This window comes from Martelella mediterranea DSM 17316 (assembly GCF_002043005.1).
GTDB classification, from domain to species: Bacteria; Pseudomonadota; Alphaproteobacteria; order Rhizobiales; family Rhizobiaceae; genus Martelella; species Martelella mediterranea.
Map to the genome: position 1 here is coordinate 2327362 of NZ_CP020330.1, position 25889 is coordinate 2353250.

A 25889-nucleotide genomic window follows, 5' to 3' on the forward strand; every position below is an offset into this window, starting at 1 on the left:
CGTTATTCGTCTGTCCGGCCTTGTCTTCGGCGGGATCGCGCATACATGCGGGCAATCGAGTTGAAACGCGCAGAGGACGCCATGAAAAACCTGGTCGCCGGTCTTGTTCCCAAGAGGTTCCGCAAGGACAAGACGATCATCCCAGTCGTCCGGCTTGCCGGCACGATCATGGCCAGCGGCTCGCCCGGGCGGCGCAATCTGAACCTCGCCTCGGCGGCGCCGGCGCTTGAAAAGGCGTTTTCGATCAAACAGGCGCCCTGCGTCGCGATCTCGCTCAATTCGCCCGGTGGTTCGCCGGTGCAGTCGCGGCTGATCTATCAGCGCATCCGGGCGCTTGCCGAGGAAAAACAGAAGAAGGTGCTGATCTTCGTGGAGGATGTCGCGGCATCCGGCGGTTACATGATCGCGCTTGCGGGCGATGAAATTTTCGTCGACCCGACATCGATCGTCGGCTCGATCGGCGTCGTATCCGGTGGTTTCGGCTTCACCGAGATGATCGGCAAGATCGGCGTCGAGCGCCGGGTCTACACCTCCGGCGAGAACAAGGTGATGCTCGATCCCTTCCAGCCCGAGAAGGAAAAGGACGTCGAGTTCCTGAAGGACTTGCAGAACGAAATTCATCAGGTCTTTATCCAGATGGTCAAGGACAGGCGCGGCGCGAAGCTTGCCGACGATCCGGATCTGTTTTCCGGCCTGTTCTGGAGCGGCAATGGCGGCGTCGAGCGCGGTCTGGTCGATGGTATCGGTGATATGCGCGCCACGCTGAAAGGCCGCTATGGCGACAAGGTGGAACTGAAACTCGTGACCGGCCCGACCAATTTCCTCGGGCGCAAGCTGCCGGGTGTCGTTGCCGGCGGGTTCAACGGTGCGGAAATTGCCGCAGGCTTTGCATCGGGGCTTGCCGAAACCGCCGAAGAGCGGGCATTATGGGCGCGTTACGGTCTGTAGACGACGGAGGAGCGTGAAATGGGACGACTGATGTTTCTGGCAGCCATCGCCGGTGGCGGCTACATGCTCTACCGCAAGTTCATCAGCGACGCCGAGGCGCTTTCTGCCCGCGGCGAGCAGAAACGCGCCGAACAGAAGAGCGGTGCCACCGGCACGCTGGTGCAGGACCCGGTGACCGGCGAATATCGGGTCAAGAACGCCGATTAACCTCTCGTCAGCCGACGAAATCAGGCTTGATCTTTTGCGTGTCTGAGCGTTCAATGGCGATCGGAACGAGCTCCTTTGTGACGTCCTCGGATGATCACGTGCCCGCACTTCATGTGCTAGGGAGCCGTTCCACCCTCGCGCTTTCTCCCCTCCGTTTGCTCCGTTGAAAAGTTGACGTTTCGCAACCCGCTTGCTCCGGCTTTCTTCCCGGTGCTACAGTTTCCATCTGAACGGTAACCGGGGATTCGCGCCGAAGACGCGACGCCGTTCAGCCGGAGTAGGGCTGTGCGCCGTTTCAAGGCCTGCTCCTCGCCACAGGAAAGACGCGGCGGCCATCGGCTTTCGCGATTTCCTTTAGGGGAAACCAAGCGAAGGAGAGGGCCATGAGTCTTGGTATCACGATCAGCCTGACGGCGTATTTTCTGCTGATGATCGGCATCGGCATTTACGCCTGGCGGAAATCCACATCGAATTCCGAAGAATATTTGCTCGGCGGCCGACAGCTCTCGCCGGGCGTTGCGGCCCTTTCCGCGGGCGCCTCCGACATGAGCGGATGGCTGCTGATGGGGCTTCCGGGCGCGTTGTTCGTCTCCGGTCTTACCCAGAGCTGGATCGGCATCGGCCTCGTCGTCGGCGCGTTCTTCAACTGGGTCATCGTCGCGCCGCGACTGCGCGAACAGACCGAGCGCTATGACAACAGCCTCACCATCCCGGAATTCCTGTCCAAGCGCTTTCCGAGCAAGGCGCTTTCGCTGAGAAGCATTTCGGCGATCGTGATCGTGATCTTCTTCTCGGTCTACACCGCCTCGGGGCTGGTGGCGGGCGGCAAGCTGTTCGACACCGCCTTTCCCGATCTGATCCATATCGGCGGCATGAGCGCCTATCAGACCGGCATCTATCTCACCCTCGGCATCGTGCTGATCTACACCATGGTCGGCGGCTTTCTCGCGGTCAGTCTCACCGATTTCATCCAGGGCTGCATCATGATGCTGGCGCTGGTGATCATGCCGATCGTCGTGCTCATCAAGGCTGGCGGCTTCGGCGTCTCCGAGGCGCGGATGATGAGCGTCGATCCGAATTTCCTGTCGATGTTCCACGGACTGACCGTGATCGGCTTCCTGTCGGCTGTCGCCTGGGGGCTCGGTTATTTCGGCCAGCCGCACATCATCGTACGCTTCATGGCCGTACGCTCGGTCAAGGATGTTCCGGCCGCGCGCAATATCGGCATGGCATGGATGATCATCTCGCTCGCGGGCGCGGTCGGCGTCGGCATTTTCGGGCGTTCCTATACCGTCGGCAACGATATCAACGTCCCCGATCCCGAAACGATCTTCATCATTCTCGCCAATCAGCTCTTCATTCCGCTGATCACCGGCTTTCTGCTGGCCGCGCTGCTGGCGGCGGTGATGAGCACGATTTCGAGCCAGCTTCTGGTGGCCTCGTCGTCGCTGACGGAGGATTTCTATCGGCTGTTCCTGCGCCGCAACGCCAGCGAACGGGAAATCGTCAATATCGGCCGGTTGTTCGTGTTGGTGGTGGCGATCGTTGCTGCCCTCATCGCTCACAATCCCGATTCTGAGGTGCTTGGTCTCGTCTCCCACGCCTGGGCCGGTTTCGGCGCGGCCTTCGGCCCGCTGATCATCCTGTCGCTGACGTGGCGCGGCATGTCGGGCGCGGGCGCGGTGGCTGGCCTTGTGGCAGGTGCTGCGACCGTCATCCTCTGGATTTCCCTTGGTCTCGACCAGAGCTTCATGGGCGGTCCCGGCATCTATGAAATCATTCCGGGCTTCATCGTCGCCTGGCTTGCGATCTGGCTGGTCAGCCTGGCAACGCCGACCAAGGATGAGTTCCGTCCACTCGCGGCGGAATAGGCATCAACCGGGTGGCCGTGCTTAAGCGCGGCCACCCGACCCTTGACCCTTCTCTGCTTTAGTGGCACTCACCGCTCATCCAAGAATGACGGAAGCCTTCTGCCATGTCCGAAGCGACGATACCGCCCCACATGCACCCGACCCGCTCCTTTCAGGGGCTGATCCTGACATTGCAGGCCTATTGGGCCGACAAGGGTTGCGCCATCCTGCAGCCCTACGACATGGAAGTGGGCGCCGGTACGCTGCATCCCTCGACAACGCTGCGCGCGCTCGGGCCGAAGCGCTGGAACGTCGCCTATGTGCAGCCTTCGCGCCGCCCGGCCGATGGCCGTTATGGCGAGAACCCGAACCGCCTGCAGCATTACTATCAGTATCAGGTACTCCTGAAGCCGTCGCCGCCGGACCTGCAGGAACTCTATCTCGGCTCGCTGAAGGCGATCGGTCTCGATCCGCTGCTGCATGACGTGCGCTTTGTCGAGGACGACTGGGAAAACCCGACGACAGGCTCCTGGGGGCTTGGCTGGGAATGTTGGTGCGATGGCATGGAAGTCTCGCAGTTCACCTATTTTCAGCAGGTCTGCGGCATCGAATGCGCGCCGGTCGCCGGCGAACTGACCTACGGGCTTGAGCGCATCGCCATGTATGTGCAGGGCGTCGACAGCGTCTACGACCTCAATTTCAACGGCCGCGAGGGCGACGAGAAGGTCACCTATGGCGACGTCTTCCTGCAGACCGAGCAGGAATATTCGCGCCATAATTTCGAATATGCCAATACCGAGATGCTGCACCGGCACTTTCTCGATGCGGAAGCCGAGTGCAAGGCGCTGCTGGCAGCGGGCAACCCCGGCGAATCTGGCATGCTGCATAAATGCGTGTTCCCGGCCTATGACCAGTGCATCAAGGCCTCGCACATCTTCAACCTGCTCGATGCCCGCGGCGTGATTTCCGTGACCGAGCGGCAGAGCTATATCCTGCGCGTGCGCACACTGGCCAAAGCCTGCGGCGAGGCCTATCTTCTGACCGATGCCGGGGGCTTTGAAGCCCGGGCCGCCTGAAGCCGGCCATTCGACCGGCGATTAAGAGACCGGAGCGGGAAGGAATACGCATGATCACCCTGATCGTTGTCATCGTCATCATCGGAGCCCTCATCGGCTTCGTCATCTCGCTCTATAACGCCCTCGTGCGCGCCCGGCAGACGGCGGAGGAAGCCTGGTCCGGCATCGACGTGCAGCTGAAGCGCCGCGCCGATCTGATCCCCAATCTGGTGGAAACCGTGAAGGGCTATGCCAGCCACGAGCGCGGCACGCTGGAAGAGGTGGTCGAGAAGCGCAACAAGGCCCAGAGCGTCGCAGCCAACGACGTGGCCGGCCGCGCCCAGGCGGAAGGCGAACTCAGCCAGGCGCTCGGCCGGCTGTTCGCGCTGTCGGAAGCCTACCCGGACCTCAAGGCCAACCAGAATTTCGCCGATCTTCAGGCCTCGCTGGAAAAGACCGAAAGCGAAATCCAGATGGCGCGGCGCTATTACAACGGCGCTGCCCGCGACCTGAACATCAAGGTCGAGAGCTTCCCGAGCAATATCATCGCCGGACAGTTCGGTTTCCAGAAGCGCGACTATTTCGAGATCGAGGAACCCGGCGACCGCGCCGTGCCCAACGTCTCGTTCTGACCGTTCGCCGCCGCAACAGGCGGCCTGATGAAAGTGCCCTCGCATGGACAAGCTCACCATCATTCCGCCCGGCCGCGCGCTTTCGGGCCATGTCAGCCCGCCCGGATCGAAATCGATCACCAACCGGGCGCTGCTGCTCGCCGGCCTCGCCAAAGGCAAGAGCCGGCTCACCGGCGCGCTGAAAAGCGCCGATACCAAACATATGGCGAATGCGCTCAGGGCGACGGGCGTCAAAGTCGAGGAACCGGATGAGACGAGCTTCGTCGTCACAGGCAGTGGCCACCTCGAAGCGCCGTCCGGACCGCTCTTTCTGGGCAATGCGGGCACGGCGACCCGGTTCCTGACGGCGGCCGCGGCGAGCGTCGACGGCACCGTCATCGTCGATGGCGACGAGCATATGCGCAAGCGCCCGATCGGCCCGCTGGTCGAAGCCCTGCAGCGGCTCGGCATCAAGGCCGAGGCCCCGACCGGCTGCCCGCCGGTGACGATCACCGGCAATGGCCGCTTCGGCTCCGGCCGCATCGAGATCGACGCCGGGCTTTCCAGCCAGTATGTCTCTGCCCTGCTGATGGCAGCGCCCCTTGCCCCCGCCCCGGTCACCATCGCGCTGACCGGCACGGAAATCGGCGCGCGCGGCTATATCCGGCTGACGCTCGACGCCATGGCCGCCTTCGGCGCGACCGCCGAACAGGTGGATGAGGCCACCTGGGAGGTGCAACCGGGTCACTATCAGGCGACCGATTTCCACATAGAACCCGACGCTTCCGCCGCCACCTATCTCTGGGCCGCCGAGCTTCTGATGGGCGGAAAGATCGATATCGGCACGCGCGCGGAAAGCTTCACCCAGCCGGATGCGAAATCTTACGCGGTGATGGCCGCTTTCCCGCATATGCCGGCCGAGATCGACGGCAGTCAGATGCAGGATGCCGTGCCGACGCTCGCCGTGCTGGCCGCCTTCAACGAGACGCCGGTGCGCTTCACCGGCATCGAGAACCTGCGCGTCAAGGAATGCGACCGCACCCGCGCGCTGTCGCTCGGGCTCAACGCTATCCGCGAGGGACTGGCGGAGGAGGACGGCGACGACCTGATCGTCCATGCCGATCCGGGCCTTGCCGGCCAGCGCCTGCCTGCCGAAATCGACACCTTCGCCGATCATCGGATTGCGATGAGCTTCGCGCTCGCGGGCCTGAAGATTTCCGGCATCACCATTCTGGACCCGCTCTGCGTCGGCAAGACCTATCCCGGCTACTGGGACGCGCTGGCCTCGCTGGGCGTTGAATACGAAACCTGAGGAGAAACACCATGGCGAACCGGACACTGTCAGTCTCGCGCGAGGTAGCCATGCGGCGGGTTTCGAGGATACAGACCTCCCTTATAGCAGCGCTCCCACCAATCTGCCCTTTTGAGGGGAGATTGGTGGGTGGTTTTGCCGCAGAGCCCCCAAGTCTTCTCGCCCCGGAGGGGAGAGATGTCGCGACAGCGACAGTGAGGGGGGAGACCTTCCTCACGAAAGCCCTCACGAAACTGAAAAGCTGCTTCACCCTCACTGCCCCTTTCGGGGCATCTCTCCCGCAAGCGGGAGAGAATATTGGGTGCAAGCCTCAAGACCGAGCACGACCGACTTGCCTCAAGGGGGGAGATTGGAAGGCGCGCGGCATCGCCGTGCTTCTCACAACGCTCCTCCTCGCCGCCGCACCCGTGCACGCCGCCGAGGTCATCAACAGCTTCACCTCCGACGTCACTGTCGAAAAATCCGGGGTTTACGACGTCACCGAGACCATTGCCGTCCATGCCGAGGGCGACCAGATCAAACGCGGGATATTCCGCGACTTTCCGCTGCGCTTCGAGACGGATGATGGCCGCACCGGCGATGTCACCTTCGATCTCAAATCCGTCACGCTCGATGGCCAGCCGGTGGATCATCACACCGAAAGCATCACCAACGGCATCCGCATCTATATCGGCTCCGCCGACACGGTTCTGCCGCCCGGCAACCACACCTATCAGCTCACCTACGAGACCGACCGGCAGGTCCGTTATTTCGACGACCACGACGAAATCTACTGGAACGCAACCGGCAATTTTTGGGCCTTTCCGATCGAGCAGGCGACCGCGACGATCACGCTTCCGGAAGGCGTGACGCCGACTCGGACGACCTTCTACACCGGTGCCTACGGCTCGCGCGAACAGAACGCCCGGGAGACGACCAACGGCAATGTGGTGACCTTCGAGACCACGGCCCCGCTGGGCCCCAAGGAGGGGCTTTCGGTCGTTGTCGCCGTGCCGAAGGGCGCGATCGACGCGCCGACGACGTCGGAAAGCGCGTCGTGGTTCCTGAGCGATTACCGCAATTATTTCATCGGCTTCGGCGGGCTGCTGCTGGTCTTCCTCTATTACCTCCTGTCTTGGCGCAAGGTTGGCCGCGATCCGCCCGCCGGGGTCGTCGTGCCCCGTTGGGAGCCCCCGGAGGGCCTGTCGCCGGCGCTTGTCGCCTATGTCCAGAACCAGGGGTTCGGAGCAAGCCGGTTCGATGCGATTGCCGCCACCGCGATTGACCTTGCCGTGAAGGGCTTCCTGATCATCGACGAGCCGAGGAAGGGCATGACGCTGAAGCGTACATCGAAGCCCTATGACCCGGCCCTGCCGGCGGGGCAGAAGGCCTTGCTGAAAGCAGTCGATGACGCCGGCGGCGTGTTCATCGTCGACAAGGCGCATGGCTCGAAAGTGTCGGCAATGGCCAGCGCCTTCACCTCGGCGATCACCGGCGAGCATCGCGGCGAGTTCTTCGTCCGCAATATCGGTTATCTGGCGGGCGGTATCGCGCTTTCCGCGCTTGCGGGCCTGGCGCTGCTGGTGTTCGGCACGATCTCGAACGCCGTCATTCCGGTGCTGTTCTTCTCGGTGTTCATTTCCGTGTTCATCGGCCTGTTTTCGTCGATGATCGCAAAGTCGTTCCGGCGGCGCGGCCGTTCGATGTCCTCGGCGATCGGCACTCTTGTCGCCGCCGGATTTATCGGGTTCTTCCTGCTGCAAGCCCTCGGCGGCATGGCGGTGACGATTCTCAGCGACAGTATCGATGCCGCGGATTGGGCGGTGATCGTTGCCTGTGGCGGGCTCGTGCTCACCAACCTGATCTTTGTCTTCATCATGGGCGCGCCGACGACGGCGGGCCGCAAGAAGATGGATGAGATCGCCGGGCTGAAACAGTATCTGACACTCGCGGAAGCCAACCGCATGAACATGGCTGGCGCGCCGAAAATGTCGCCGCAGCACTTCGAGACGCTGCTGCCCTATGCCGTGGCGCTTGGCGTCGAAAAGCCATGGTCAAAGGCCTTCGATACGTGGCTAGCCGCAGCGGTCGCCGCCGGCACGGCCGGCTACTATTCACCCTACTGGTATGCCGGCGATTTCCGCCACCAGAACCTCTCCGACCAGATCGGCAGCTTCTCCTCGTCGATGGCCTCCACCATGTCATCATCGATGCCGACGCAAAACACCTCTTCCTCCGGCTTTTCGGGCGGCGGCGGGTTTTCCGGCGGCGGCGGTGGTGGAGGCGGCGGCGGCGGCTGGTAGGTCGCTCAGAGCATCGGGCGAGAAAGTGGAATCCGGTTTTTCGATAACCCAAAGCGCCGAAACAAAGAGCTGGATTATCGGGCGGTTAGTCTGAACCGCCTGATAAATCTAGTCGGCCATGCGGGTGAAGAGGATGCCGGACGACCGCTCGGGATAGCCGGCATCCGGGGCGCTGTCCCATACCAGAGGCAGGCGACCGAACTCGATGCCGTTCTGGTTGACCCAGACGCTGTCCTTCAGTTCCGTGCCGATGGTGGGGAACGTGTAGGGCGCGCAGGTTCTGCCCGCGGCATCGCGCGGCACGTCGGTCTGCCAGCCGTCCAGGCCGCAGCCGGCGGAATCCACATTGGCGTTGTAGTAGGTGGTCACGTCATCGGCGAGCAGCGTGTAGAGAAACGGTCCCGTTTCCTGCGTGAAATCGATGCGATTGCCAGTCTCCCGAGCGCTGGTAACGATGCCGCGATAGTCGGCGCGCACGGTCGGGACATCGCAATTATTATGCGCATAGGTTTGTGCGCTGGCTGAAATCGTGTCGCCCTCGATCGAAACCTCGGCGATCAGCCCATGGCGGCCGTCCTTGCCGATCTGCAGGCATTCGGTGCGGAAATTGCCCTGGGGCAGCAGCGTTTCGGCAGCAGCCGGGGCGGCGTTACTCGCCAGAATGACGAGCGGCAAAAGCGACAATGTGTGCAAGTTCGGTCCTCCTGTCTGTCAGCACAGAATAACAAGGAATCCGGCTCAATGCGGGCGCAAAAACGGTTCTTTTCCGGCCATGCTTCGAAAAAGCGCATTGCCGGATGACTTTTTTCCCGGAGCTTGCTAACACCGCCACACCCAAGTTCCTGACAATGATAGAAGCCCTTTCCGATGCCAGACCTTTTGCTTGAACTTCGCTCAGAGGAAATCCCCGCCAGCATGCAGCGCCGGGCGGCGGGCGAGCTGAAAAAGCGCGTCACCGATGCGCTGGTGGACGCGGGTCTGACCTATGAGGGCGCGCGCGACTATTTCACGCCGCGCCGGCTGACGCTGGACATTCACGGGCTGACGGCGCGCTCCGCCGATGTGCGCGAGGAGCGCAAGGGCCCGCGCGTGGGCGCGCCGGAAAAGGCGCTCGAAGGCTTTCTGCGTGGTGCGGGACTTTCCGATATTTCCGAGGCGAAGATCCAGTCGGACCCGAAGAAGGGCGATTTCTATGTCGCCGTCATCGAAAAGCCCGGCCGTGACGCCGAGGAGATCATCCGCGATGTGATGCCCGGCATCATCCGCAATTTCCCCTGGCCGAAATCAATGCGCTGGGGTGCGGCCTCGGCGGAGCCGGGAAGCCTGCGCTGGGTGCGCCCGCTGCAGTCGATCGTGTGCACCTTCGGCACGGAGATCGAGGAGACCAAGGTCATCGATTTCGAGATCGACGGCATCGTCGCCTCGAATGTCACCTATGGCCACCGTTTCCACGCGCCGGAACCCTTCACGGTCAAGCGCTTCTCCGATTACGCCGCCGGGCTGGAAAAGGCCTGCGTGGTGCTCGATGCCGAGCGCCGGAAGGACATCATCCGCGATGACGCCGCCAATCTCGCCTTCGCCAATGGGCTCGACGTGGTCGAGGACGAGGGGCTCTTGGACGAGGTTGCAGGGCTGGTCGAATATCCGCAGGTGCTGCTCGGCGAATTCGAGGAGGCCTTCCTCGAAATTCCGGACGAGATCATCCGGCTGACGATCAAGACCAACCAGAAATGCTTCGTGGTCAGGAAGCACGGCGAGGAAAGCCTCACCAACAGGTTCATCCTGGTCGCCAATATCGCCGCCACCGACGGCGGCAAGGAAATCCGCCATGGCAATGGCAAGGTCGTGCGCGCGCGCCTTTCCGACGCGCTGCACTTCTGGCATATCGACCAGCGCGACCTGCCGGACCTCGCCACGCTGAAGGCATCGGCCGAAAAGTTCGGCCTCGACCTGAACAAGCCGCTCGACCAGCGCATGGCCAAGCTCGATGCGCTGAACGTCACCTTCCACGCCAAGCTCGGCAGCCAGGGCGACCGCGTCGCCCGCATCCGGGCGCTGGCCGCCAAACTCGCGCCGATTGTCGGCGCCGATCCGGCAGAAGTCGACCGCGCGGTGGTGCTGGCCAAGGCCGATCTCAGAACCGAAGCCGTCGGCGAATTCCCCGAGCTGCAGGGCGCGATGGGCCGCAAATATGCGGTTCTTCAGGGCGAAAGCGAAGATGTCGCGGCGGCCATCGAGGAACACTACAAGCCCCTCGGCCCCTCCGACGTCGTGCCGCGGGGCAAGGTCTCGCTGACGGTCGCGCTCGCCGACAAGCTCGACACGCTCACCGGCTTCTGGTCGATCGACGAAAAGCCCACCGGCTCCGGCGACCCCTATGCGCTGCGCCGCGCCGCGCTGGGCGTCATCCGCATCATCCTTGAGCGCGGCGTCCGTCTTCCGCTGTTGTCGGTTTTCGATGACCGCGATCTCCTCTCCTTCTTCCACGACCGTTTCAAGGTCTATCTGCGCGACATGGGCGCGCGGCACGACCTGATCGACGCGGTGCTGGGGCCTGATGCCGATGATCTCGAAGTCGTCGCCCGCCGGGTTGAGGCGCTGACGAAATTCCTCGACAGCGAAGACGGCCAGAACCTGCTGGCGGGCGAGAAGCGGGCAGGGCAGCTTCTGGCGGCGGAAGAAAAGAAGAAGACGCGGGTTGCCGACACGGTCGATCCGGCCCTGTTCGAACTCGATGCCGAAAAGGCGCTTCATGCCGCCATTCAGGATGCCGCCCGGAAGGCGAAGGCCGCTTCCGACAAGGAAGACTATTTCGCCGCCATGGAGGCGCTCTCGGTGCTGCGCGCGCCGGTGGACACCTTCTTCGAGGATGTGCTGGTCAACGCCGAGGACGAGGCCGTGCGCGCCAACCGCCTGGCGCTGCTGGCCATGATCCGCGAGGCCACCGGCACGGTGGCGGATTTCTCGAAGATTTCGGGCTGAGGGCGTCGGGGCGCTGTGGTTTCAGCGTTCTGCCTCGCCTTTCGACCATACCTCGGATATTCTGAAAGCACTTGCGGCCATTAATCTCCCCCCTTGAGGCAGGGGAATCGCGTATGGCTTTTAAGCTATTGAATATTTGACGCAAATCGATTCATCTTCAGCCTTTCTGTTGTGGAGGGTTGGATGGACGGATTTGCGTCTCTTTTCGGGTCGGTTCCGGACCCTCGGGCGGCCAATGTCCGCTATTCGCTGAACAGCGTTTTGTTCATTGCCTTGGCCGCGGTGCTGTGCGGGGCCGAAACCTGTCAGGACATGGCCGACTTTGGCGTCTCCAAGCACAAGCTTTTGAAGGAGATCGTGCCTCTGCCTTACGGCACTCCCAGTCACGACGTTTTCTCGAATGTTTTCAGACATATCGACCCTGAGGCTTTCGAAACGGTCTTTGCACGCTTCGCGCAGGCTTTCGCAAAATCCATCAGCGGCGTCATCGCCATCGACGGCAAGGCCGTGCGCGGGGCCTACAAACGCGGCGACAAGGCCTCGCCCCTGCATCTGGTCAACATCTGGGCCGCCGACCAGCGCATGGTCATCGGCCAGCAGCTCGCGCCGGGCCGCAGTGAAGTCAAAGGCGTTCTGCAAGCTCTTTCATGCTTGTCGCTGGATGGCTGCATCGTCACGGCTGACGCGCTGCATTGCAGGGCAGACACAGCCTCTGCCATTCTCAAGACCGGCGCCGACTATGCGCTTGCACTCAAGGGCAACCAACCGGGCCTTCTCAACCGGGCGATCGCCCTGCTTGAAAAGGAAAGCAACCCCGACAGAGCCGAAAAGGCCGATGGCAAGGCCCATGACAGAACCGAAACCCGACGCGCCGTCATCGTCAAGGCGGAAGGAATGGATTTTCCCGGCGTCAAGGCGATCGCACGGCTTGAAAGCATCCGGGTGGAGCCCGATGGCCGGCAAACGCGTCACATCCGACATTTCCTGCTGTCCAGGTCAGTCAGCGCTACCGCCTTTCTGGACATCGCCAGAGCGCACTGGACGATCGAGAACCAACTGCACTGGGTGCTCGACGTCGCCTTCTGCGAAGACGCCGCCAGAAACCGAAAGGATCACGGGCCCCGGAACCTCTCGATCCTTCGCAAGCTCGCTCTCAACATCATCCGACACCACCCGGACAAGGCGTCCATCCGGCGCAAAATGAAAAAAGCCGGATGGGACGATACCTTCCTAATCTCAATGATCGCTCATATGCGATAGCCCTGCCCCTTGAGGGGGAGATGTCGCGAACGCGACAGAGAGGGGTATCGGCGCAAGCCGCAAGCTCCGAACCTGTCGAGAGGGTTCACCCCTCTCTGCCCCTGTCGGGGCATCTCCCCCTCAAGGGGGGAGATTGTCTGGTGGCTTCCTGCGGCCTTTCACAGAACCTGAACTCCTCGCGGTTAACGCCCCGTCACCGCCGCGTTCACGCTCTCTCAACCCTTCGAAATCGGATTTTGATAACCATTGATGCGCGTTGGAATTTCTTAACCGTGCTTGTTAAGGCGGCTGGTAACAACCTCGCCTATGATCGCCCTCAGACGAACGGAAAAGTTCGCAAATGTGCGCCGGATACCGGGGACTAAGACAAGGGTGACGAGATGACGAATACGCAAGTTTTGAGGGGGCGGGATGATACGGTTCTGAGAATCGACCCCGCATATTTTCCGCAGAAATTCTCCTACACGGCCAAGGGCACCGATGCCCGCATCGCCGTCAAGCTCGATACCCGCGGCGCGGTGGTGCGGCGCAACCTGCCGTCGAGCAACCTGCCGTTCTCGATCGCGCTTCCGGGCCGGGCTTTCAAGGGCGTTGCCGCCCGCGCGGTGGCCCATGTCGATGGCGCGATCACGGTGACGCTGGAGCTGCATCACGCCGATCCGGAACTGTGCATTCCGCTGCTCGTCGCCCATGATCTCGAGGCGATCGTGGCCGACTGGCAGGAATGGGCGCTGCTTTATGATATTCCGATGCTGATGGTCGAAGCCGATGGCGCCGCTCGCGCGGTCGATTTCCAGCCGCACCGGGTGACGGCTGCCAACGATGAAGCCGGCCCGCGTCGCCGCAAGGCGACTCGACCCAACCCGCGTCTGACGGTGCGGATGGAAGACGGCAAGCTCGGCGTTGCCCTCAAGGTTGCGGGTCGCGCGGTCGCGGCCTGACGGCCAACCTCAAAGATCAGCCAATGAAGATCGCGGCCACCAGTCCGGCGAAGATCGCGATGCCAACATGGTGGTTGGCAAGAAACAGCCGCTTGCACTGGTCGCCATCCTCGATATCGAGTACCAAGATCTGCCAAAACAGCATGCCGCCGCCGACCGCGAGCCCGGCAAAGGCTGGCCAGCCAAGCCCGGCTCCCCGGAAGGCAATCGCCATCAACACCAGCATCACGCCGTAAAAGCCGATCAGCCAGGGCTTGGTGTTGTCGCCGAACAGACGCGCCGTGGAGCGCACGCCGATAAGGGCATCATCTTCCTTGTCCTGATGCGCGTAGATCGTGTCATAGCCGATGGTCCAGAGAACCGCGGCGACATAGACGAGCAGCGCCGGCCCCGACAGCGCGCCGAACACCGCCGCCCATCCCACCAGCGCGCCCCAGGAAAAGGCGAGCCCCAGCACGAATTGCGGCCAGTCGGTGAAGCGCTTGGCGAAGGGGTAGATCGCGACGATCGCAAGCGAGGAGATCGCCAGTACGATCGTGAAGAGGTTGAAGCAGAGCAGCACCGCAAGTCCGGTGAGCGCCTGCAGCAGGATGAAAATCTTCGCCTGGCGGCGGGTCACCCGGCCGGAGGGCAGCGGCCGCGAACGGGTTCTCGCCACCTGATTGTCGATGTCGTGATCGACCAGATCATTATAGGTGCAGCCCGCCCCGCGCATGGCGACGGCGCCGAGCCAGAACAGCAGACAATGGGCGATAAACTGGCCGGGCCGAAAGGCGCCGGCATCCGCCGTCACGCCAGCGGCCATCGCCGCCGACCAAAGGCACGGCCACAACAGCAACTGCCAGCCGATCGGCCGGTCCCAGCGGGCGAGCTGGGCATAGGGCCACAGCGAAGGCGGCAGCAGCCGGTAGACGAAATTATCCGACGGCGCGTCGACCACGCGGCCGTTATCCTCGAAAATATTGCTCATCTGCCTGCCCTGAATAAAGCCGGATCAGGAAAACGCGACCGGCTCCAGCGGCGCCCGGTTCGCTTCCGCGGCTTTCAGTTTGTCTTCCGCCTCGAACATATAGCGGCGGTTATTGGGCGTGGCAAACTGGCTCTTTGAAAGCTGCATCTGGAAGATGAACATCTTGTCCCACTCGAACGCCATTTCCGAGCCGGCGAGATAGAATTCCCACATCCGGAAGAATTGCTCGTCATAGAGTTTGATCGCCTCTTCCTTGCGCGCAACAAAGCGCTCCCGCCATGCCCTCAGCGTATAGGCGTAGTGCATCTGCAGGATTTCGATGTCACGCACCAGCAGGCCGGACTTTTCGACCGCCGGCAAGACTTCCGCAAGCGAGGGGATGTAGCCGCCGGGGAAGATGTACTTCTCGATGAACGGGTTGTTGAAGCCATGGGCCGCGACATCGCGTCCGATCGAATGCAGCACCATCACGCCGTCGTCGTCCAGAAGCTCGAAACACTTGTCGAAAAAGTTCTGGTAGCGACCGATGCCGACATGTTCGAACATGCCGACCGAGACGATCCGGTCGAAGGGCTTGGCCTTCATGGTGCGATAGTCCTGCAACTCGAAACGAACCTTGTCCGAAAGTCCGCGCTTTGCCGCGCGATCGGCGGAAATCGCAAGCTGCTCGTGGGAGAGCGTGATGCCGGTGCAGTCCACGCCAGCCATCTCGGCGATATACATGCTGAGCCCGCCCCAGCCGGAACCGATTTCCAGCAGGCGCTGGCCCTCGTTCAGCCGCAGCTTGGCGGCGATATGGCGCTTCTTGGCAAGCTGCGCCTCGTCGAGCGAGATATCCGGCGGATCGAAATAAGCGCAGGAATACTGCCAGTCCTCATCCAGAAACAGGCTGAACAGCGGCGGCGTCAGGTCGTAATGGTGCGAGACGTTCTTGCGGTTCCTGTTGATCGGCAACCGCGTCTGCAACTGGGCAAGTCCGGTGCGCCAGAACAGCCTGGCCGCCATCAGCGGCGAGAACACGATAGCGAGCGTATTGCGGCGCACCAGCGACAGAAAGTCGTAGATATTGCCTTCTTCCATCTGGAAGCGGCCCTGCATGTACATCTCGCCAAGCGCGAGCGCCGGGTCTCTGGCGATCAGCTTTTCCGCTTCGCTGTCGGTGAACCGGACGGCAATCGGGTCGCCGGTGCCATCCCCGAATGTTGTGATCGTCCCCGTTGCGTCTTTGACCCTTAATGTCCCGGTATTGATGATCTTTTCGATCAGGTTGAATAGCTGTGAAGCCATCGCAATCCCCCGAATGCCTGCTTATGTCATATATTATTTCACGCACATTATTCATTCTGTCGCAAGAAACAAGGGCAGCGGAAACGCGGCAATGCAATGGTAAATCGGACGGTTGACAGGCCCATCTGCGGGAAATCGGCCTTGTTTCACCCTGCGCTTGCAACGGCGAAGGGATCAACTCCCATATCATGCCGAATCGCGAATCGGCGCTTTTGGCCCTTTGGATTTTCCGCGCATGCGCGCGATCGCCTGCCGGCGGGTCATTCAGGCGCGCGGACCCGCGAGGCCGAGCGCTCACTTCTTCCGCAGCGCATCCGCAAGTGCTGCGCCGAACGCACCCTGCGACTGCGGCTTGCCGCCCCGGTCATTGCTGCCCGCACGCGGCCGATCGTTGCGGGGGCCGCGGGCGGCCTGCGCGCCGTCGTCCTTCTTCATCGAAAGGCCGATGCGCTTGCGCTTCACGTCGACGTCCACGACCCGAACCTTCACCACGTCGCCGGCCTTGACCACCTCGTGCGGGTCCTTGACGAAGCGGTCGGCGAGCTGGGAGACGTGAACGAGGCCGTCCTGATGCACGCCGATATCGACGAAAGCGCCGAAGGCGGCGACATTGGTGACGGTGCCTTCCAGCACCATGCCGGGTTTCAGGTCGGAGATCTCGTCAATGCCATCGGCAAAGCTTGCCGTCTTGAACTCGGGGCGCGGGTCGCGGCCGGGCTTTTCCAACTCCGACAAGATGTCGCGCACGGTCGGCAGGCCGAAGCGGTCATCGACGAAGGCGCGCGGATCGATGGCCTTCAGCGCCGCGCTGTCGCCCATCAGCGCGCGCAGATCACGTCCGCAGGCGGCGACGATCTTCTTCGCCACGTCATAGGCTTCCGGATGGACGGCGGACGAATCGAGCGGCTCGACGCCGTCGCGGATGCGCAGGAAGCCGGCGCTCTGCTCGAACGCGCGCGGGCCGAGTCGGGCGACCTTCAGCAATTCCTTGCGGCTTTTGAACGCGCCATTGGCATCGCGGTGGAGCACGATCTGCTCGGCGATCGAGGGGCCGAGGCCGGACACGCGGGCAAGCAGCGGCGCGGACGCGGTGTTGAGGTCAACGCCCACGCCATTCACCGCATCCTCGACCACGGCATCCAGCGAGCGCGACAGCTTCATCTGGTCAACGTCATGTTGGTACTGGCCGACGCCGATCGATTTCGGCTCGATCTTCACAAGTTCCGCCAGCGGATCCTGCAGGCGGCGGGCGATCGAAACCGCGCCGCGCAGCGAGACGTCGAGCTCGGGAAACTCCTTCGCCGCCGTCTCCGAGGCTGAGTAAACCGAGGCCCCGGCCTCAGACACGATGACCTTCATCGGTTTCGGCTCGGGCACCGCCTTCAGCACGTCGGCGACCAGTTTTTCGGTTTCGCGGCTGGCCGTGCCGTTGCCGATCGCGATCAGCGAGACGTTATGGCGCGCGATCAACGCCTTCAGCGCGGCCATCGCGCCCTGAATATCATTGCGCGGCTGGAACGGATAGATGGTGGCGGTATCGAGCAGCTTGCCGGTGCCATCGACGGCGGCGACCTTGACGCCGGTGCGGATGCCCGGATCGAGACCGAGCGTGACGCGGGAGCCGGCGGGGGCGGCCAGCAGCAGGTCCTTCAGGTTGCGGGCGAACACGTTGATCGCCTCGTCCTCGGCGCGTTCGCGCATTTCCCGCATCAGATCAAGCGAGAGCGAGGTGGACAGCTTCACCCGCCAGCACCAGCCGGCGACCTGCATCAGGAAGGCATTGGCCTTGCCCTCACCGTCGATATCGAAGAAGCGCGCGATCATCTGCTGGGCCGGTTTCACGGGGGAGGGATTGTCGCGGTCGGCCTCGATCGCCACCGACAGCACTTCCTCGTTGAAGCCGCGCAACATGGCGAGAACCCGATGGCCGGGCGCGGTCGCGAATTTCTCGGCATGGTCGAAATAATCCGAGAATTTCTGCCCGGCCTCTTCCTTGCCCGCGACCACCGTGGCGTAGAGCATTGCATTGTCGCGCATATAGTGCCTGAGCCTGCCGACGAGTTCGGCGTTTTCGGCGAATTCCTCCGACAGGATATCGCGCACGCCGTCGAGCGCCGCGCGCGTGTCTCCGACCTTGTCGTTGACATAGGCCTCGGCAAGCTTCTCCGGGTCCGAGGTCCGATCCTGGAAAATCGCGTCGGCCAGCGGCTGAAGTCCGTTCTCTCGGGCGATCATCGCGCGGGTGCGGCGCTTCGGCTTGTAGGGCAGATAGAGGTCTTCCAGTTCGGACTTGGTGGTCACAGCGGCGATCTTGCCGGAAAGCTCATCCGTCATCTTGCCCTGGCTGGTGATCGATTCGACGATCGTGGCGCGCCGGGCTTCCAGTTCGCGCAGATAGCCGACGCGTTCGGCGAGCGTGCGCAGCTGGCCGTCATCCAGCCCGCCGGTGGCCTCCTTGCGGTAGCGCGCCACGAAGGGCACGGTCGCGCCCTCATCCAGAAGCTTCAGCGCGGCATCCACCTGTTCAGGGCGGGCCTTGATCTCTTCTGCGACGATGCGGGCGATTTTTTCTGCGGCCATGTGTCTCGTTCCATCTTCCAAGGGAGAGGCGAATTTAGGCGTTCATAGCGCCGAAACAATGGCTTTGGCGAGGGCGCGCGCGGCCTTCCACAATATTGCCCCGGATGTTAACGCGTCCCGGCCTTGACCTTTGTCGCCGGCCTGCTTACCCAACCGCCAGCAGGTGACAACTGGAGCGAACCCCATGCATGTCCTTCTGATCGGCTCTGGCGGGCGCGAACACGCGCTGGCCTGGAAACTCGCGCAATCCCCCGAAATTGGTGATTTCTATGCGGCTCCGGGCAATCCGGGCATTGCCGCCCATGCAGTCTGTGTGGCGCTCGATGTCACCGACCATGCGGCGGTCACGGCGTTTTGCCGCGAAAAGGCGATCGACCTCGTGGTGGTCGGTCCCGAGGCCCCGCTGGTCGCCGGGCTAGCGGATGACCTGCAGGCCGCAGGGCTGAAAGTGTTCGGCCCCACCAAGGCGGCGGCGCAGCTTGAGGGTTCCAAGGGCTTCACCAAGGATCTGTGCGCCCGCTACAACATTCCGACCGGGGCCTATCAGCGCTTCGACAATGCAGAGGCCGCAAAGGCCTATGTGCATGAAATCGGCGCGCCGATCGTGATCAAGGCCGATGGCCTTGCCGCCGGCAAGGGGGTCACCGTCGCCCGGACCAATGACGAGGCGCTCGCCGCGATCGACGATTGCTTCTCCGGCACGTTTGGCGCTGCCGGCGCGGAAGTGGTGGTCGAGGAATTTCTGGTGGGCGAGGAGGCGAGCTTCTTCTGCCTTTCCGACGGAAAACACGCTTTGCCGCTCGCCACGGCGCAGGATCACAAGGCCGTTGGCGATGGCGATACCGGACCGAACACCGGCGGCATGGGCGCCTATTCGCCGGCGCCCGTGATGGATGCGGCGATGATCGAACGCACGATGAAAGAGATCATCGAGCCGACGATCCGGGGCATGGCGGAGATGGGCCATCCGTTTCAGGGCGTGCTCTATGCCGGGCTGATGATCACCGAAAAGGGCCCTGAGCTGATCGAATACAATGCCCGCTTCGGCGATCCGGAATGCCAGGTGATGATGATGCGGCTGAAGAGCGATCTGCTGCCGATCCTCGTTGCCTGCGCCGAGGGCAGGCTTGATTCGGTTGGCGCCGATTGGAGCGAGCAGACTGCCCTGACGGTGGTGATGGCGACCAAGGGCTATCCCGGCGCCTACAGGAAGGGCAGCGAGATCAAGGCGCTGCCCGCCGATGACGCCACCGCCCGCACCTTCCATGCAGGAACCGCGATCAAGGACGGCAAGCTTGTCGCCAATGGCGGACGGGTGCTGAACGTCACCGCGCTTGGCCCCAACGTCACCGAGGCGCAGACCCGCGCCTATGAGTTGATCGAGAGCATCGACTGGCCGGAAGGCTTCTGCCGCCGCGATATCGGCTGGCGCGCGGTTGCCCGCGAAGAGGGCTGATCGGCGAGCCGCCGGCAGGCCACAGTTCCAGCAGGTTACCCGTGGAAAAGTGCCGGCCGGGACACGACCCGGCGATGGTTAAAGAGGCTTTAACCCATCGCTGTTAGCCTCGGCTGCGAATCTGCCGGGAGACCCCTTCGTTTCCGGGCGGGTGCGTTCGGTTGAAGGTATGAGGGTATTGGTCATGGCTGCACGGGCAGAGCGGTTTGAACACGGAAGAGGCGGCGAGTTCTCGCTTATCGGGTTTGTCCGGCGCTATGTGGCAGCCCTTTTCGGGTTCGCGCTGTTCGTGGTCCTCTGCCTTGCGATCGCGGCGATGGCGACGTGGAATGTCGATGATCCGAGCGCGCTTCATGCCACCGGCCGCCTGCCCACTAATATTCTCGGCTATCCCGGCGCCGATTTCGCCGACATCGTGATGCAGGCCTTCGGGCTCGCAAGCGTGTTCGCGCTGCTGCCGGTGCTCGCGTGGTCGCTGGCGATGATGGCGGGAAAGCGTATCTATCGCAAACCCTCGCGCTTCTTCGCCTGGATCGGCGCCGCGATCCTCACCGCCGCGGTGCTCGGCTGCGTGCCGCCGCCGCCGACATGGCCGCTGCCGAACGGTCTCGGCGGGGTTTCCGGCGATCTGATCCTGCGTTTCCCGGCCCTGTTCATCGGGCAATATCCCTCGGGCATTGCCGCGATGATCGTCGGCGGCATTTTCGCGTTGCCGGCGCTGTTTCTCCAGCTTTATGCCGCCGGCCTGATCATTCGCCAACCCCGGATCGTTCCGGAAAAGCCCGCTGCGAAACGTCAGTCGAGCGATCCCGGCGCGCCGACCGTCTCCGATCTTTCGGAGGAGCGCGAAGGCTGGTTCTCGCTTGCGCCGCTGATCGGCTATGCCGCCCATACCTGGTACATTTCGCGCGCTCGCCTCAACAAGATCTTCGGCCGGCGGCGGGAGGAGGACGAGGATTTCGACGCGCCCTATGACTTCAACGAGGACGGTCTCGACCGGCTGGACGATGACGAGCCGGCCTATCCGTCATGGCGGCGCAGCGGCGAGCCGAGCCTTGTCGATCCCGACCGTCCGCGCGAGACGGGCTACAGGCCTGCCGACCCGCCGCCCTTCGATTATGACGGCCGGATGGGCGATGATTTCGACGATGATAACGACCTGCCCGAGGGCGTGCTGAGCGCCGATTTCGGGCCTACCGAGCCGCGCGTCACACGCCAGGCGCCCCGCGCACCGGTGGTGGCGGCCCCCGCGCCGCCGCCCCAGCCGGTGAACGCGGAAACCATGCGCCGGCCCTCCCGAGGCGCGTTTTCGCCGCACGGCTTCGAACTGCCATCCGCAGCATTGCTGGCCGAGCCCAAGGGGCTTGCCCGCGACAAGGCGCTGTCGAAAGAGGTGCTGGAGGACAATGCCCGCACGCTGGAAAAGGTGCTCGACGATTTCGGCGTGAAGGGCGAGATCATTCATGTCCGGCCCGGCCCGGTGGTGACGCTTTACGAACTGGAGCCGGCGCCCGGGATCAAATCCTCGCGGGTCATCGGCCTTGCCGACGACATCGCCCGCTCGATGGCGGCGATTTCCGCCCGCGTCGCGGTCATTCCCGGCCGCAACGCCATCGGCATCGAACTGCCAAATCCGCACCGTGAGACGGTATTCCTGCGCGAGATCATCGCCAGCCAGGATTTCCAGAATTCCAAGGCCAAGCTCGCCATGGCGCTCGGCAAGACGATCGGCGGCGAATCGGTCACGGTCGACCTTGCGAAGATGCCGCATCTGCTGATCGCCGGCACCACCGGTTCCGGTAAGTCGGTCGCGGTCAACACCATGATCCTGTCGCTGATCTACCGGCTGTCGCCCGAGCAGTGCCGTCTGATCATGATCGATCCGAAAATGCTCGAACTCTCGGTCTATGACGGCATTCCGCATTTGCTGTCGCCGGTCGTCACCGATCCCAAGAAGGCGGTCGTTGCACTGAAATGGACCGTGCGCGAGATGGAAGAGCGCTACAAGAACATGGCCAAGCTCGGCGTGCGCAATATCGACGGCTTCAACAGCCGCGTCGCGCAGGCCCAGGAAAAGGGCGAAACGTTGTCGCGCACCGTCCAGACCGGCTTCGACCGGGAGACCGGCGAGGCGATCTACGAGACCGAGGAATTCGATCTCGAGCCGATGCCCTATATCGTCGTGATCATCGACGAGATGGCCGACCTGATGATGGTCGCCGGCAAGGACATCGAGGGCGCCGTCCAGCGTCTGGCGCAGATGGCGCGCGCGGCCGGCATCCATGTGATCATGGCCACCCAGCGACCGTCGGTCGACGTCATCACCGGTACGATCAAGGCGAACTTCCCGACCCGTATCTCGTTCCAGGTGACCTCCAAGATCGACAGCCGCACCATTCTCGGCGAGCAGGGGGCCGAACAGCTTCTCGGTCAGGGCGACATGCTGCACATGGCCGGCGGCGGGCGCATCCAGCGCGTTCATGGCCCGTTCGTTTCTGACCCCGAAGTCGAGGACATAGTCGCCTATCTGAAGACCCAGGGCACGCCGGAATATCTCGATGCGATCACCGCCGATGACGACGAGGACGGCGACGGCGGCTATGATGGCGACGGCGGCAGCGCCGGCAATATGGCGAAGTCGGACGATCCTTACGACCAGGCGGTGGCGATCGTGCTGCGCGACGGCAAGGCATCGACCTCCTATGTCCAGCGTCGCCTCGGCATCGGCTACAACCGCGCGGCGAGCCTGATCGAGCGGATGGAGCAGGAAGGCATCATCGGCTCGGCCAATCACGCCGGAAAGCGCGAAATTCTGGTGCCGACGGAACAGGACATCATTGAAGGCCCGCGCTGACGCCCCATCTTTGCCGCGAGAGACATGCAGGCCGCCGCGCCCCGAAAACGCCCTTTTGGCGGCGCAACGGGGCCGCAATCAGTTTTCAGGATCGGATATATGAGCAAGACTAAAAACACTTCGTCCATGGTTCGCCGGCGGTTCCTCGGCGGTCTCGCTGGCGGCGCCGCGCTGCTGATCGGCCTGCCGGCCGTTGCGCAAACCCTTCCGACGGGCGCCAATGTGCCGACGCCGACCAAGCGGGACGGTTCGGTTCAGGTTGCCCAGGCCGCGCCTGTCTCCTCCGGCGTCGCGGCACAGCGGGTTGCCGACCACTTCTCCTCGGTCAAGTCGATGACCGGCGAGTTCATGCAATTCGGTCCGCGCGGCGAGCAGTCGGGCGGCAAGTTCTATCTGGAACGGCCCGGCAAGCTGCGCTTCGACTACGATTCGCCGTCGACGCTGAAGGTGATCGCGGACGGCCGCAACGTCGCCGTCGGCAATGGCGATCTCGATACCTGGGATTTCTATCCACTGTCGCGCACGCCGCTGTCGCTGCTTCTCGCCGACCAGATCGACCTCCAGCACCGCATGGTGCGCGATGTGCGCGAGCAGAACGGGCTGACGGTGATCGTGCTCGGCGACAAGTCGATCTTCGGCGATCAGGTGATCACCATGATGTTCGACAGCAAGACCTTCGATCTGCGGCAGTGGACGATCACCGACGCTCAGGGCAAGGACACCACCGTGATCCTCTCCAATGTCCGCACCGGCGTCAAATTCGCCCGCTCGGTGTTCCGCATTCCCTATGACCAGATCATGGCAAGCCCGGGCAGCAACAACTGACGCCCTTCCGGTCTCCGGGCGAATCGCCTATTGCTGATGCCCCGTTCAGCAAGGAAGGCGCGCGCCCGTGGAACTCAGTCTCACCACCTGGAACATCAATTCGGTGCGCCTGCGCCTGCCGATCGTCGAGCGGTTCCTGAAGGATTATCAGCCCGATATCCTGTGCCTTCAGGAAATCAAATGCCTGAACGACCAGTTCCCCTACAAGCCGCTGCGCGAACTCGGCTACGAGCATATCGAGGTCCATGGCCAGAAGGGCTATCACGGGGTCGCCATCGTCTCGCGCGTTCCGCTGGGCGAGGGGTTTTCGACGGATTACTGCGCCATGGGCGACACCCGCCACATCTCGGTGGTGTTCGATGCCGGCGGGCGGAAGATCAGGCTGCATAATTTCTACGTGCCGGCCGGCGGCGACGAGCCCGATCCCGAGATCAACCCGAAATTCCGCCACAAGCTCGATTTTCTCGAGGAGATGAAGGTGCTGAAGGCCGATCAGGGCGACGGCATCGGCTCGATCCTGGTCGGCGACCTCAATATCGCGCCGATGGAAAACGACGTCTGGTCGCACAAGCAGTTGCTGAAGGTCGTCAGCCACACGCCCGTGGAGACCGAGGGCATGAAGGACCTGATCGCCAAAGGCGGCTGGGTGGACCTGATGCGCCACGTCACGCCGGAAGACGAAAAGCTCTACACCTGGTGGAGCTACCGCGCCAAGGACTGGCAGGCCGCCAATCGCGGCCGCCGGCTGGACCATATATGGACCTCGCCGGACCTCGTCCCGGCGTTCCAGCGCTTCGATATCCTGACGGAAGCGCGCGGCTGGGAAAAGCCGTCCGACCACGTGCCGGTGACGGCGTCGTTTGCGTTTTAATTCTTCGGCGGCAGTTCCCGTACCGCGCCCATCAGCAACAGGCCAAGGACCGTGGCATTGAGGATATGCCAGAGGAAGTGGGTGCCGATTCCGGCCGTCGCCATGCAGGTGGACTGGTCGAGGCTGCGGAATGTCAGCGACATGATGAAGATCGCGGTGGCGCCGGCGAAATAGCGCCAGACCGGATGATCGCGCCAGACCGCGATCACTGAAGCAACCGCCATGGCGATCAGGGCAGGGGCGTATTGCAGCGATCCGTTGAGCGGCGCCTCTCCGCCGCGCGAGAGAAGACCGACCAGATAGACGACGAGCGCGAAGCCCATGATCGTCGCGATCATGTAACCGATGATATCGAAGGTCTTGCCGTTGGTGATCCGCACGAACAGCAGCAGGATATAGAGAAAGAAGAACAGCCAGATCGGGATCACGTCGAGCGCTGCCGAAAGCGGCGTGGCGAGCGTGTGGAACAGGAACGAGCCGACGCCGATGACGCCGACCAGCGCGATGACCGTCAGTTCCAGCAGGCTGCGCTCGCGCCTGCGCCAGGCCGCGGGCCAGACGACGAGCGCCGCGATGATGAAGGCAAGGTTCGTTAGCGCGTTGATCGGCTCCGCCCAGAAGGCGCCGGTCGTGCGTTCGCAATAGATGTCGATAAAGGGTGCGGGGTCCATCGTTTTCACCGGAGCGTTGTGCCTGAACGTCCCGGATGGTTTCCCTGTTTTGCCCCCTCATGCAAGGGGCAGTGGGCATTTTTCGGCGCTTTCGAGAAACTCAGTATTCGCCCTCGTCGCCGTCCGCCTTCGATTCGTCCTCGGCGACGGGGATGGCGTAGGAGCCGGTCAGCCAGCGCGACAGGTCGAGTTCGCGGCAGCGATTGCTGCAGAACGGGTAGTCCTCGCGGGTCGAGGGGCGTCCGCATTCGGGGCATTTGCGCGGTTTGCGCAGCGGTTCCACGCTTGCCTTGGTCGTCATGTCCATTCTCCTGCGATATTGAAGCCGCGCCCGGAAAGCAGCATCGCGGTCTCATAAAGCGGCAGGCCGATCACGGCGGAATGGGAGCCGACGAGCTGGCTGATAAAGGCTGCCGCCGGCCCCTGGATGGCGTAGCCGCCGGCCTTGCCGTCCCAATCGCGCGAGGCGAGATAGCCCGCCATTTCCTGTTTCGAAAGATGCTTGAAGGTGACGCGGGTTTCGACGACCCGCTCCTTGTGGCCGCTTTCGCCGACCGGGTGAACGCAGAGCCCGGTATAGACCCTGTGCCCGCGCCCGGACAGAAGCGCCAGACAGGCGCTCGCCTGGTCCTCGGTCTCCGCCTTCGGCAGCACCCGCCGACCGACGGCCACCACCGTATCCGCCGCGATCACAAGCGCGCCCTGCCATTCGGGATCGCCCGCAAGTGCGCTGCAAACGGCCTCCGCCTTCTGCCGGGCAAGCCGACCGGCAAGCTGGCGCGGGGTTTCCTTTGCAAGCTGGCTTTCATCGATATCGGCGGGATAAACGCGGTCCGGCGTCACGCCGATCTGGGCGAGAAGCTCGACTCTGCGCGGCGACGCCGATGCCAGCACGAGTTTGGGGTTCGGTGCGGTCAAGCCGGATCC

The 25889-nt window shown here is 63.1% G+C and carries 21 protein-coding genes; 14 read left to right on the top strand and 7 right to left on the bottom strand.

What is annotated here, in order from left to right:
- Window positions 1-81 precede the first annotated feature (81 nt).
- From Mame_RS10890 to Mame_RS10920, 7 genes are all read left to right on the top strand, one after another.
- On the top strand, window positions 82-948 hold the full coding sequence (locus Mame_RS10890; protein ID WP_018062630.1) for a S49 family peptidase: 867 nt from the start codon (window positions 82-84) through the stop codon (window positions 946-948).
- A gap of 18 nt (window positions 949-966) precedes the next feature.
- Window positions 967-1155 carry a hypothetical protein gene (locus tag Mame_RS10895; protein WP_018062629.1) on the top strand — a complete coding sequence of 63 codons (189 nt, stop codon included), beginning with the start codon at window positions 967-969 and terminating at the stop codon, window positions 1153-1155.
- A gap of 383 nt (window positions 1156-1538) precedes the next feature.
- Window positions 1539-3026, top strand: coding sequence for a sodium/proline symporter PutP (putP, locus tag Mame_RS10900; protein WP_018062628.1), 1488 nt, complete (start codon window positions 1539-1541; stop codon window positions 3024-3026).
- 104 nt (window positions 3027-3130) lie between these two features.
- Complete coding sequence (locus Mame_RS10905) at window positions 3131-4081, top strand: glycine--tRNA ligase subunit alpha (protein ID WP_018062627.1); 951 nt, start codon at window positions 3131-3133, stop codon at window positions 4079-4081.
- A gap of 50 nt (window positions 4082-4131) precedes the next feature.
- Window positions 4132-4692 carry a LemA family protein gene (locus tag Mame_RS10910; protein WP_018062626.1) on the top strand — a complete coding sequence of 187 codons (561 nt, stop codon included), beginning with the start codon at window positions 4132-4134 and terminating at the stop codon, window positions 4690-4692.
- Between the two features lie 43 nt (window positions 4693-4735).
- Window positions 4736-5983 carry a 3-phosphoshikimate 1-carboxyvinyltransferase gene (aroA, locus tag Mame_RS10915; protein WP_018062625.1) on the top strand — a complete coding sequence of 416 codons (1248 nt, stop codon included), beginning with the start codon at window positions 4736-4738 and terminating at the stop codon, window positions 5981-5983.
- A 371-nt stretch (window positions 5984-6354) separates the two neighbouring features.
- The gene (locus Mame_RS10920; RefSeq protein ID WP_018062624.1) at window positions 6355-8265 is read left to right on the top strand and encodes a DUF2207 domain-containing protein; all 1911 of its coding nucleotides are present in this window, start codon (window positions 6355-6357) and stop codon (window positions 8263-8265) included.
- 108 nt (window positions 8266-8373) lie between these two features.
- On the opposite strand, the gene Mame_RS10925 is transcribed toward Mame_RS10920, so the two are convergent.
- Window positions 8374-8958 carry a hypothetical protein gene (locus Mame_RS10925; protein WP_155122082.1) on the bottom strand — a complete coding sequence of 195 codons (585 nt, stop codon included), beginning with the start codon at window positions 8956-8958 and terminating at the stop codon, window positions 8374-8376.
- Between the two features lie 174 nt (window positions 8959-9132).
- On the opposite strand from Mame_RS10925, the gene glyS reads away from it, so the two are divergent.
- From glyS to Mame_RS10940, 3 genes are all read left to right on the top strand, one after another.
- Window positions 9133-11247 (top strand): glycine--tRNA ligase subunit beta, encoded by a 2115-nt coding sequence (gene glyS / locus Mame_RS10930; RefSeq protein WP_026173103.1) that lies wholly within the window; start codon window positions 9133-9135, stop codon window positions 11245-11247.
- Window positions 11248-11430: 183 nt separating this feature from the next.
- Entirely contained in the window at window positions 11431-12507 is a 1077-nt protein-coding gene (locus Mame_RS10935; RefSeq protein ID WP_079920686.1) for an ISAs1 family transposase, read from the top strand.
- A gap of 380 nt (window positions 12508-12887) precedes the next feature.
- Window positions 12888-13448, top strand: a complete 561-nt coding sequence (locus tag Mame_RS10940; RefSeq protein WP_018067578.1) for a DUF6101 family protein — start codon at window positions 12888-12890, stop codon at window positions 13446-13448.
- A gap of 16 nt (window positions 13449-13464) precedes the next feature.
- Here Mame_RS10940 and ubiA read toward each other — a convergent pair whose 3' ends face one another.
- From ubiA to Mame_RS10955, 3 genes are all read right to left on the bottom strand, one after another.
- Window positions 13465-14418 (bottom strand): 4-hydroxybenzoate octaprenyltransferase, encoded by a 954-nt coding sequence (gene ubiA / locus Mame_RS10945; RefSeq protein WP_018067577.1) that lies wholly within the window; start codon window positions 14416-14418, stop codon window positions 13465-13467.
- A gap of 24 nt (window positions 14419-14442) precedes the next feature.
- Window positions 14443-15705 carry an SAM-dependent methyltransferase gene (locus Mame_RS10950; protein WP_018067576.1) on the bottom strand — a complete coding sequence of 421 codons (1263 nt, stop codon included), beginning with the start codon at window positions 15703-15705 and terminating at the stop codon, window positions 14443-14445.
- Window positions 15706-15999: 294 nt separating this feature from the next.
- On the bottom strand, window positions 16000-18285 hold the full coding sequence (locus tag Mame_RS10955) for a Tex family protein (protein WP_018067575.1): 2286 nt from the start codon (window positions 18283-18285) through the stop codon (window positions 16000-16002).
- 184 nt (window positions 18286-18469) lie between these two features.
- Here Mame_RS10955 and purD point away from each other — a divergent pair, with 184 nt between their 5' ends.
- The 4 genes from purD (at window position 18470) to xth (ending at window position 24291) form a co-directional block, all read left to right on the top strand.
- A complete protein-coding gene (gene purD / locus Mame_RS10960; RefSeq protein ID WP_018067573.1) occupies window positions 18470-19741 on the top strand; it encodes a phosphoribosylamine--glycine ligase in 1272 nt (423 codons plus the stop codon).
- A gap of 184 nt (window positions 19742-19925) precedes the next feature.
- Window positions 19926-22595 carry an FtsK/SpoIIIE family DNA translocase gene (locus tag Mame_RS10965; protein WP_018067572.1) on the top strand — a complete coding sequence of 890 codons (2670 nt, stop codon included), beginning with the start codon at window positions 19926-19928 and terminating at the stop codon, window positions 22593-22595.
- Between the two features lie 99 nt (window positions 22596-22694).
- Entirely contained in the window at window positions 22695-23420 is a 726-nt protein-coding gene (locus tag Mame_RS10970; RefSeq protein WP_026173957.1) for an outer membrane lipoprotein carrier protein LolA, read from the top strand.
- Window positions 23421-23487: 67 nt separating this feature from the next.
- Window positions 23488-24291, top strand: a complete 804-nt coding sequence (gene xth, locus Mame_RS10975; RefSeq protein ID WP_018067570.1) for an exodeoxyribonuclease III — start codon at window positions 23488-23490, stop codon at window positions 24289-24291.
- Here xth and Mame_RS10980 read toward each other — a convergent pair.
- The 3 genes from Mame_RS10980 to Mame_RS10990 all read right to left on the bottom strand — a co-directional run bounded on the left by Mame_RS10980 (window position 24288) and on the right by Mame_RS10990 (window position 25880).
- Window positions 24288-24962, bottom strand: a complete 675-nt coding sequence (locus tag Mame_RS10980; RefSeq protein ID WP_018067569.1) for a ceramidase domain-containing protein — start codon at window positions 24960-24962, stop codon at window positions 24288-24290. The two genes, xth and Mame_RS10980, sit on opposite strands and share 4 nt — an antisense overlap.
- Window positions 24963-25062: 100 nt before the next feature.
- On the bottom strand, window positions 25063-25263 hold the full coding sequence (yacG, locus tag Mame_RS10985; protein WP_018067568.1) for a DNA gyrase inhibitor YacG: 201 nt from the start codon (window positions 25261-25263) through the stop codon (window positions 25063-25065).
- Window positions 25260-25880, bottom strand: coding sequence for a Maf family nucleotide pyrophosphatase (locus Mame_RS10990; RefSeq protein WP_018067567.1), 621 nt, complete (start codon window positions 25878-25880; stop codon window positions 25260-25262). The genes yacG and Mame_RS10990 overlap by 4 nt, the downstream gene beginning before the upstream one ends.
- Between the last annotated feature and the right edge of the window lie 9 nt (window positions 25881-25889).

What these genes read in the sequence shown, in the direction of transcription:
- Mame_RS10890 (WP_018062630.1), top strand. Translation starts at nt 82, where the DNA reads ATGAAAAACCTGGTCGCCGGTCTTGTTCCCAAGAGGTTCCGCAAGGAC.
- Mame_RS10895 (WP_018062629.1), top strand. Translation starts at nt 967, where the DNA reads ATGGGACGACTGATGTTTCTGGCAGCCATCGCCGGTGGCGGCTACATG.
- putP (WP_018062628.1), top strand. Translation starts at nt 1,539, where the DNA reads ATGAGTCTTGGTATCACGATCAGCCTGACGGCGTATTTTCTGCTGATG.
- Mame_RS10905 (WP_018062627.1), top strand. Translation starts at nt 3,131, where the DNA reads ATGTCCGAAGCGACGATACCGCCCCACATGCACCCGACCCGCTCCTTT.
- Mame_RS10910 (WP_018062626.1), top strand. Translation starts at nt 4,132, where the DNA reads ATGATCACCCTGATCGTTGTCATCGTCATCATCGGAGCCCTCATCGGC.
- aroA (WP_018062625.1), top strand. Translation starts at nt 4,736, where the DNA reads ATGGACAAGCTCACCATCATTCCGCCCGGCCGCGCGCTTTCGGGCCAT.
- glyS (WP_026173103.1), top strand. Translation starts at nt 9,133, where the DNA reads ATGCCAGACCTTTTGCTTGAACTTCGCTCAGAGGAAATCCCCGCCAGC.
- Mame_RS10935 (WP_079920686.1), top strand. Translation starts at nt 11,431, where the DNA reads ATGGACGGATTTGCGTCTCTTTTCGGGTCGGTTCCGGACCCTCGGGCG.
- Mame_RS10940 (WP_018067578.1), top strand. Translation starts at nt 12,888, where the DNA reads ATGACGAATACGCAAGTTTTGAGGGGGCGGGATGATACGGTTCTGAGA.
- ubiA (WP_018067577.1), bottom strand. Translation starts at nt 14,418, where the DNA reads ATGAGCAATATTTTCGAGGATAACGGCCGCGTGGTCGACGCGCCGTCG.
- Mame_RS10950 (WP_018067576.1), bottom strand. Translation starts at nt 15,705, where the DNA reads ATGGCTTCACAGCTATTCAACCTGATCGAAAAGATCATCAATACCGGG.
- Mame_RS10955 (WP_018067575.1), bottom strand. Translation starts at nt 18,285, where the DNA reads ATGGCCGCAGAAAAAATCGCCCGCATCGTCGCAGAAGAGATCAAGGCC.
- purD (WP_018067573.1), top strand. Translation starts at nt 18,470, where the DNA reads ATGCATGTCCTTCTGATCGGCTCTGGCGGGCGCGAACACGCGCTGGCC.
- Mame_RS10965 (WP_018067572.1), top strand. Translation starts at nt 19,926, where the DNA reads ATGGCTGCACGGGCAGAGCGGTTTGAACACGGAAGAGGCGGCGAGTTC.
- Mame_RS10970 (WP_026173957.1), top strand. Translation starts at nt 22,695, where the DNA reads ATGAGCAAGACTAAAAACACTTCGTCCATGGTTCGCCGGCGGTTCCTC.
- Mame_RS10980 (WP_018067569.1), bottom strand. Translation starts at nt 24,962, where the DNA reads ATGGACCCCGCACCCTTTATCGACATCTATTGCGAACGCACGACCGGC.
- yacG (WP_018067568.1), bottom strand. Translation starts at nt 25,263, where the DNA reads ATGACGACCAAGGCAAGCGTGGAACCGCTGCGCAAACCGCGCAAATGC.